7 protein-coding genes are annotated in these 8,163 nt (G+C 62.0%); 1 reads left to right on the forward strand and 6 read right to left on the reverse strand.

Annotated elements, in window-relative coordinates; all coding sequences use genetic code 11:
- Positions 1-930: carboxynorspermidine decarboxylase (locus B2344_RS13915; RefSeq protein WP_290485425.1), on the forward strand; the 930-nt coding region annotated here is incomplete at its 5' end.
- A gap of 3 nt (positions 931-933) precedes the next feature.
- Here the strand turns inward: B2344_RS13915 and B2344_RS13920 are convergent.
- The 6 genes from B2344_RS13920 to hisS all read right to left on the reverse strand — a co-directional run bounded on the left by B2344_RS13920 (position 934) and on the right by hisS (position 7,933).
- Positions 934-1,764 (reverse strand): carbon-nitrogen hydrolase family protein, encoded by an 831-nt coding sequence (locus B2344_RS13920; RefSeq protein ID WP_290485426.1) that lies wholly within the window; start codon positions 1,762-1,764, stop codon positions 934-936.
- A 37-nt stretch (positions 1,765-1,801) separates the two neighbouring features.
- Complete coding sequence (locus B2344_RS13925) at positions 1,802-3,019, reverse strand: S41 family peptidase (protein ID WP_290485427.1); 1,218 nt, start codon at positions 3,017-3,019, stop codon at positions 1,802-1,804.
- Positions 3,007-4,194: an aspartate aminotransferase family protein gene (locus B2344_RS13930; protein WP_290485428.1), complete on the reverse strand. Its 1,188-nt coding sequence runs from the start codon at positions 4,192-4,194 to the stop codon at positions 3,007-3,009. Before B2344_RS13930 ends, B2344_RS13925 begins: the two co-directional genes overlap by 13 nt.
- A 396-nt stretch (positions 4,195-4,590) precedes the next feature.
- The gene (gene hisG / locus B2344_RS13935; RefSeq protein ID WP_051607414.1) at positions 4,591-5,325 is read right to left on the reverse strand and encodes an ATP phosphoribosyltransferase; all 735 of its coding nucleotides are present in this window, start codon (positions 5,323-5,325) and stop codon (positions 4,591-4,593) included.
- Complete coding sequence (locus tag B2344_RS13940) at positions 5,322-6,452, reverse strand: ATP phosphoribosyltransferase regulatory subunit (protein WP_290483561.1); 1,131 nt, start codon at positions 6,450-6,452, stop codon at positions 5,322-5,324. Before B2344_RS13940 ends, hisG begins: the two co-directional genes overlap by 4 nt.
- Positions 6,449-7,933 (reverse strand): histidine--tRNA ligase, encoded by a 1,485-nt coding sequence (gene hisS, locus B2344_RS13945; RefSeq protein ID WP_414651598.1) that lies wholly within the window; start codon positions 7,931-7,933, stop codon positions 6,449-6,451. The genes B2344_RS13940 and hisS overlap by 4 nt, the downstream gene beginning before the upstream one ends.
- Positions 7,934-8,163: the final 230 nt, after the last annotated feature.

Raw genomic sequence — 8,163 nt, forward strand, 5'->3', positions numbered from 1 at the left:
ATGGGGCATGAAAGCTTCGGCAAGGAAGTTCATGTCTATTCCCCGGCCTATACCGAAGCCGAAGTGCGCCGCCTGACCGAGGTGGCCGAGCACATCTATTTCAATTCCCTCGAACAGCTGGAACGCTTTGGCGACATTGCCAGCGATGGCGGCGCCAAGATCGGCCTGCGCGTTAATCCCGGCTATTCCAATGCAACCCTGGGCGGCGACCTCTACAATCCGTGCGCACCAGGCAGCCGATTTGGCGAAGTGCCGTCAAAGCTCGACCAGGTCGACTGGTCCGGCATCGACATCTTCCATGTCCACGCCCTGTGCGAGAGCCTGCACGAGGGCTCGGTCGGCCTGATCGAATTCGTCGCCGACAATTTCGGCCAGTATATCGAGCAGGTGAACACGGTGAATTTCGGCGGTGGCCATTTCCTGAACAAGGAAGGCTATGACGTCGACGCGCTGATCGCGGCCATCAAGGCGTTCAAGACGCGCTTTGGCGTGGAAGTCGTGCTGGAGCCGGGCGCGGGCCTCGTCGTGAACACGGGCGAGCTGTATGCGACCGTGCTGGCGCTGCACTGGAACGAGGTGGATCTGGCGATTCTCGACGCCTCCGCCTCGACCCATATGCCGGACGTGCTGGAAGTGCCCTACCGGCCGGACGTGATCGGCGCGGGCCAGCCCGGCCAGAAGGCACACACTTATCGTTTCGGCGGCAAGACCTGCATGACGGGTGACGTGATCGGCGAATACTCCTTTGACGCGCCCCTGAAGCCTGGCGACACGATCATCTTCACCGACCAGATGCATTATTCCTTCGTCAAGACGAACACGTTCAACGGCACGCCGCTGGCAAATCTGGCGGTCCGCTGGGAAGACGGCATCATCGAGAGCCTGTCCGATTTCGGCTATGAGGAATTCCGCCGGCGCTTGGGACGCTGATCGTCAGTCCTTGAAGCGAATGTCCTGATCATTCCCGAGTGACGGGATGCGGCGCCGCGCTTTCGCCACAGCGTCCAGATCCAGATCGGCAAGGATCACACCCGGTTCATCATCCGCCTTCTCCGCCAACACCTCGCCCCAGGGGGAGACGATCAGAGAGTGGCCGAAGGTCTCGCGGCCGTCTTCATGCTTGCCGCCCTGCGCGGGGGCGATGACGAAGCTGCCGGTCTCGATGGCGCGCGCCCGGACGAGGACATGCCAGTGCGCCTTGCCCGTCACGCGCGTGAACGCTGCCGGGATCGTCAGGATGCCTGCGCCCGCCTGCGCAAGCTTGCGATAGAGATGCGGGAAGCGAACATCATAGCAGATGGTCATCCCCAGCTTGCCGAACTCGGTCTCCGTCAGCACGGCGCGCTCGCCCGGCCGGTAAGCGCGGCTTTCGCGATAGCTCTGCCCGTCGCCCACTTCGACATCGAACATGTGGATCTTGTCATAGCGGGCCCGGACGGAGCCATCCGGCGCGATCAGGACAGACCGATTGGCGAGCCGGTCCTCGCCTGCGAGGGTCACGGCGATGGAACCGATCAGCATCCAGATGCCAAGCTCAGCCGCCAGCCCGCGCATTGCCCCGAGCGTCTGGTCATCCGCCTCCGGAACAATCTTTGGCCGTGCCTTGCCGGGACGTATGTCCAGCAGATTGGTCATCTCCGGGGTTGTCACCAGTTGCGCCCCCTGCCCCGCCGCGTCGCGGATCAGGTCAGAGGCCGCCACGATATTCGGGGCGATCTCCACACCCGACCGCATCTGGACACAGGCAACACGTACTTTGCTCATATGTTCATTCTAACGTAGCCGCGCAGCCATGCCAGCCTCAATCCTCTGGCCTGCCGATCCAGTCGAGTGCGGCTGCTAGCGCAAGGTCTGGTCCGTCGCCATTGTCAGCCACAACCTGATGGGGCGGAGACCATTCATGGCGCGGCGTACCATTCAAATGGGCAAGGTCGTAAGCGGGTAGGCGGATGGGAAAGCCGGTCTGGCTGAGCCGGTAATCTTCAACGCCTCCAGCCAGGCGCGCCATGTCGCTGCCAAACACCTCGCCCCGCTCGATGCCGTCAAAGCCAATGGCCAGCCCTTCGCCCATGCTGCCTGTCCAGCGACCGACCAGAACAGCAACCGGGCCTTTCGCCGTCCAGTCTCCATGGGGCTCTGCGGTCTTCACCCATTCCGGCGCGTCCGTCGGACGGATTTGTTGATATTCCGCCGCCTTCGACAGGAAGCGGCCCAGTATGGGTTCTGCCACGTTCGTGTCGCCACCGCCGGGTGTGTCGCGCAGATCGACGATCCATGAATTTGCCTCTCGCATCGTGTCCATCGCGGCATCGAAGGCGGCGACCGTGCGCGAATCCCCGAGCGAGTCATGCAGGCGGATATACGCGACATTCCCGTCCAGAATCCGGGACGACAGCGGCACCTGCTGCGCGTCAGTGACATAGCCATCAAGAGACAGCGTCTCAGACTCGGAAATGCGCGAGATGGTCACCGAACGGGGCTCATCGCGGTAGCCCGCCGCCGCCGCGTTCAGCGCCCAGGCCTTCTGGGTCTCGCTAGAGGAAGCGTTCTTGGGGTGGAGGCGCGTAACTATCGCATCGGCCAGTGGGCGACCATTGATGGCGACAATCTGGTCACCCACTACGAGACCCGCTCGCGCCGCGGCGCTGCCCGGCCGCACAGCCGTGACGCGGTCACCTTCGAGCCAATAGTCGGACCCTGACGGCACGACACGCGGCGACAGGCCGGAATGCGTACCGAACGTCGCATGTGGATCGTAAAGCGCATCGACCAGTGTTTCGAGCGCGCGCAATTGTTCCGGCTTAGTCGTGACGGGGCCGAGCATGCCGGCGAAGCCTGCACATGCGGCCTCCCAATTTTCCTGCCGGTCCGGGTAATAGGCATAGTCGGTACGGACGAGCTCACAGAGCTCTGCTGCATCAGCCAGAGTTTCCTGCGACAGGTCGGTCACAGGGGCATCGGGCGTACACCCTGACACCAATAGGACCGCCAGGAGATATTTTGGCTTCAGCCTTCCCATTCTGACAGCGCAGCGTCGATGATGCCGGTGGCTTCACGCACATTATCATCCGTGATGACAAGTGGCGGCGCGAGACGCAGGACCATGTTCCCGGCCACACCGACCAGGAGGTTCTTGTCACGGCAGACGCCTTGCAGGCTCTTCGGATCGGACTTCATCTTGAGACCGGTGAGCAGCCCTTTGCCGGTCACCGCTTCGACCTTGTCCGGATGGCTGTCAGCGATGCTTTTCAGGCCCTGCGCCAGTGTGCCGGAGACCCGGCGCACTTCAGCCAGGAAGTCTTCGCTGGAAATGATGTCCCAGACGACATTGCCGACCGCCATGGCGAGCGGGTTGCCGCCATAGGTCGATCCATGGCTGCCGGGCTGCATATGTTCGCCGACCGCTTCGGTCGTCAGGCAGGCGCCAAACGGGAAACCGCCGCCAATGCCCTTGGCCGAGCACAGGATATCCGGCGCGGCGCCTTCAACCCATTCGTGAGCGAACAGTTTTCCTGTCCGGCCCATGCCGCACTGGACTTCATCATAGATCAGCAGGATGCCGTGCTCGTCGCAAAGCTCACGCAGCCCGATCAGACAGGCGTCGGGCATGGCACGTACGCCACCCTCACCCTGGACAGGCTCAACGAAAATGGCAGCTGTGGTCGGCTGGGCCGCTGCCGTCTTCAAAGCGTCATGGTCGCCCCATTCAAGGTGCACAAAGCCCGGCAATTTCGGACCAAAGCCTTCGAGATATTTCGGATTGCCACCGGCATTGATCGCGCCGAGCGAGCGACCGTGGAATGCACCGGTGAACGTAATGATGTCGATGCGCGCTTCATTGCCATTCGCCCAGTGGTATTTGCGGGCGGACTTGATGGCGCATTCGACGGCTTCGGTGCCGGAATTGGTGAAGAAGACGCGGTCAGCGAATGTATCGCGGCAGATCTTGTCGGACAGTTCTTCGGCGCCGCGCACGCGGAACATGTTGGAAGTGTGCCACAGCTTGCCGGCCTGCTCCTGCAGGGCCTCGACCATGGCGGGATGAGCGTGGCCCAGCGCGTTCACGGCGATGCCGGCGATGAAATCGAGATATCGCGTGCCGTCCTCGGTGAAGAGGCAGACGCCCTCCCCCTTCTCGAAAACCTGCTCTGGCGGCCTGTAGACCGGCATGATGTGCTGGCGCGGATCGCTCATGATAACTCCTTGCGTGCGCAAAATCCTGTTTGGTCCACGCTTGGCCGCGCCGATGGGCGAAGTCAACTCACGGGCTGGTGCACGCCCGCTACAAGCTGACGATTAAGCTGTACTGATCCGCATCATGAAAAAAGTTTAATCGAAAAACGATAATTATGATTGACGTTTATCGATAATCCCTTATTGATAATCAGGAAGCCAAGACGGACCGGGGTGATGTCCAAAACGCCCCCTACCTCACCTGAGCCGTTGCTCCGGACCGTCCTGGTGGACCTGAATTTTTTCGGAAATGAAAAAAGGCGCGGAGAGCTTCCACCAGCTTCCGCGCCTTCCACCGTTTGCAGCGTTTCCTCCCAGAAACTTGCCGTGTCATATGGCCGCGCTTTATTGCGTGTGTCAAGATTGTGAATTCAAATTTTTCAATATGAGCAATTCTTCAACATTTGCTGCACCGCCCAATAGTGACAGGGACTTCAGAGCAGCCTGACTCCATGACGAATTTGCAGACACCGCCAGAACGGCCTCGCTTTTCAATATTATTCCATCTGAAACAATTTTGAGCCCGTTCGCCTTGAGCGTCGCGCCGGTCGAAGTGATGTCGACAATCACGTCCGCTGCGCCAGTGGCAGGCGCTGCTTCGGTTGCCCCCGCGCTTTCGACGAGCCGATATTCACCCACGGACTTGGCGGCGAAGAAGCGCCGTGTCAGCCGCATATATTTGGTGGCTACCCTGAGACGGCGATGATGCGCCTTGCGGAATGCAGCCCCGGCAGCTTCCAGATCAGACATCGTGTCCACATCAATCCAGGCCTGCGGCACGGCGACGATCACATCTGCACCACCAAAGCCGAGTCGTTCCAACACATGGAAATCCTCTGGCCCCGTCGGCGCGAGGTCCTGCAACAAATCTTCACCCGTCACGCCCGCATGGATACTGCCATCGATCAGCCCCTGTGCGATCTCGCGCGCGGAGAGAAGCCGCATATCGACTTCGCCCAATCCCGAGATTTCCGCCTGGTAGCCGCGCTCGCCACCAATCTGGCGCACTTCAAATCCACGGGCTTTCAGCCACTCCTCGGATTTCTCCTTCAACCGTCCCTTGGAGGGGATCGCAAGTGACAGAACGCTCATGCCGCCTCTCCTTTTGCACGCAGGATGCGATCTGGCCGGACCACGCCGCCAATACCTGACGCCGAGGCCCTGGACCGGGACAGGCCTTCGATCAGGCCATCATAGCGCCCGCCCGAGGCGAGCGGCTGGCGGGAGGTCAAATTCTCACCGAACGATTCGAAGACAAAGCCATCATAATACGTAAACCGCCGACCGAAGCCGGACCGGAAGCGCGCCTCGCTGGCGACGCCCGGCACTGCAGACAGGATCGCCTCCATTCGGCGGGCAACCCGTTCGATTACGGAGGATATGGCCGCGAGCCCGTGTTTGTCACTGATGGTGGCAAGCACGTCAGCCGCCTCCCCTGCAGGGCAGTTCACACCGGCAAGATCAGACAGCGCTGCCCGTGCCGCCTCCGGCACACCACCTGCGGCATGCACCGCCGCCTTTCCGCGCAGACCCGCGACGATTTCGGCAACGCTGCGGGTACCGATCATCGGAATGCCGCGATCACTCAGAACTTTCAAAAATGCGTCTTCCGCCGCCTTCGCGCCGCCTGCATCCAGAACGGGCTGAAGGTCTGACGCCGGCGGTTGAGGCGCAGCATCGAGCAGCTCGCTGACCCCTCCCTCCTGGCGGAAGGCCCGCTTCAAAAGGTCTGTCGTGATACGCGCAAGACCAAGCGCGTCCACAAAGGCTGGAAAAATCGAGAGGTCGCCCATTTCAGTCGCCGTGGGTGACACATCGCAAGCGGCAACGGCTTCGCGTACCAGCGCAAAAGCTTCAGCGTCCGCATCTGCGCCGCTTTCCTTGCCGAACCATTCAAAGCCGACCTGGGTGAATTCCATCGGGTCGCCAGCAGAGGCCGGCAGTCGGAAGGCCCGCGCGGCATAAGTGTAGGCCTTGGCTCCGTCGCCACCCGCAGCGCGCCTGTCCGCCTCCTGCCCCGCCACCGGCAGGGTGAGGTCTGGCCGCATGACCATTTCATTGCCGCGATGATCGGAGAACACACAGAGACGTGCCCGCACCGCTTCGCCGGAGAGCTCCAGCGGGATATCAGACGGCAGGATATAGGCCGGGTCTACCGGTTCGGCGCCCGTTGCCTCGAAAACGCCGCGTGCTGCAGCGGCGAGAGTCTCGTGCGTCATTTCTGGGCCTCGGTGATCTTGCGAATAGCTTCGACCATTTCGGCGCGGGGCACTTCGAACTGACCTGGACGGGCTTCCCGGTATTCTTCGTTGGACTTGATGGCTTTCGCCTTGAGCGCGCCCATTTCAAGGTCCTTGATCGTGACCGTGCCTTTGGCCAGCTCGTCCTCTCCCACCATGACGACAGCAGGCGATGACCGGCGGTCAGCATATTTCATCTGCGGCCGCATGCCGGATGCACCCATATAGGCCTCGGCCCGGATACCAGCCCGGCGCAGTTCGGTTGCGAGCTGCAAGGCGCTGGTCGGGTCTTCCTTGTCGAAATTCAGCACGACGACCGGCCCATCGAGCTTTTCGGTCTCGCCCATGATCTGCATCGCCGCCGCGAGACGGGAAATGCCAATAGAGAAACCGGTGGCCGGAACTGTTTCGCCGGTAAAGCGCGCAACCAGGTCATCATAGCGACCGCCGCCTCCGATGGAGCCGATGCGATAGGTCTTGCCGTCTTCGCCGGTCACCTCGCGGAGCAGTTCCGCCTCATAGACAGGACCGGTATAATATTCGAGGCCGCGCACAACGGATGGATCGATCACGACATCGCCTTCCGGCGCGCCGAGCGCTTCCAGTGCTTTTGCGATGGCTTCGAGTTCAACGAGGCCAGCCTTGCCCTCTTCGGTATCCCCCGTCGCCTTGACGAGATTGGCCAGCGTTTCAGCGCGCGTGTCGGCCCCCGCCTGAGCGAAGGCGAGTACGCGGGTTACTTCTGAGGCGCCGAGTCCCGCCCCTTTTGTATAATCCCCGCTCTCATCCATACGGCCTGCGCCGAGCAGGTCCGCGACGCCCTCGGCGCCAAGACGGTCCAGCTTATCCAGCGCGCGCAGGATCGCGAGGCGCGTGTCCGCGCTTGTCGCGCCGACTCCATCAAGCACGCCATTGAGCAAGCGGCGCGTGTTCACGCGGATCACGAACTCGCCCGGTGCCATGCCAACCGCGCGCAGCGCTTCGGCGCCCATGGCGATCATCTCGGCATCGGCATGATAGCCCGGCGCGCCAATCGTGTCGGCATCGCACTGCCAGAATTCACGGAACCGGCCGGGACCCGGCTTTTCATTCCGCCAGACCGGACCGGCGGCATAGCGACGGAACGGCTTGCCCAGCGACTGACCCGCCTCGGCCACGAACCGGGCCAGCGGTGCGGTCAAATCATAGCGTAGCGACATCCACTGCTCGTCATCATCCTGAATGGCAAACACGCCGGCATTCGGTCGGTCATCATCTGGCAAGAACTTGCCAAGCGCGTCGGCATACTCAAAGGCGCTGGTTTCCAGCGCCTCGAAGCCCCATTGGCGGTAGACGCCGGTGATCGTCTCGACCAGCCCGGCCTGAGCATGGATCAGGCTCTCGCGCTTGTCCGGAAAGCCGCGCGGCTTGCGGGCAAGATCCTTGCCGGTGAGGGGCGGTGTGTCCTTGTCGCTCATGATCGTCTCAGGTCCTGGTTGCCGACGCGCTCCGCATAGACGGAGACGCACAGATTGGAAAGGCAACACGTCGGCGCAGCGCGGACCGGGCGCGGCCTGCCTCATCTGGTCTGGTTCGGAAGAATGAACACTTTCAGGAGGCGCAGCCGGACCGGTTCGCGCCTCGTCGGCGCGTCACGAATGATGGTGATGGTGGTGCAGTGCGATGTTCATTGCGTCGCCGGATACGCAGC

This window comes from Hyphomonas sp. UBA3195, from assembly GCF_002366485.1.
GTDB lineage: Bacteria > Pseudomonadota > Alphaproteobacteria > Caulobacterales > Hyphomonadaceae > Hyphomonas.